We start from the raw sequence: 238 nt of genomic DNA, 5'->3' as shown, positions 1-238 counted from the left end.
TCAGGTAGTTTTTTAGCGTTGGGAATTGATTGCTCAATCATCACAAACATCTTATAAAGCCAATTAACCATAGTTTCTGAGACTTGTTCTCGGTTAATATCAATACTCAATGTACTTTCTATAAACTCCAATGTCATTTGAGCATGAGTATTATCACTTATGTTAATTTTTGCTTGCTCAATACCATGCAATAATTGATGCGTTAAACGTTGCTTCTGTACTCGTTGTAAACGCATTA

At 33.2% G+C, this 238-nt stretch carries 1 pseudogene; it reads right to left on the bottom strand.

Features of this window, described 5'->3' with window-relative positions:
- A pseudogene (locus V6256_RS15430) lies at positions 1–238 on the bottom strand (heat-shock protein Hsp70); the annotation flags it as partial.

Source organism: Psychromonas aquatilis (genome assembly GCF_038155185.1).
Lineage (GTDB): Bacteria > Pseudomonadota > Gammaproteobacteria > Enterobacterales > Psychromonadaceae > Psychromonas > Psychromonas aquatilis.
This window is presented reverse-complemented; position numbering and strand designations above follow the sequence as displayed.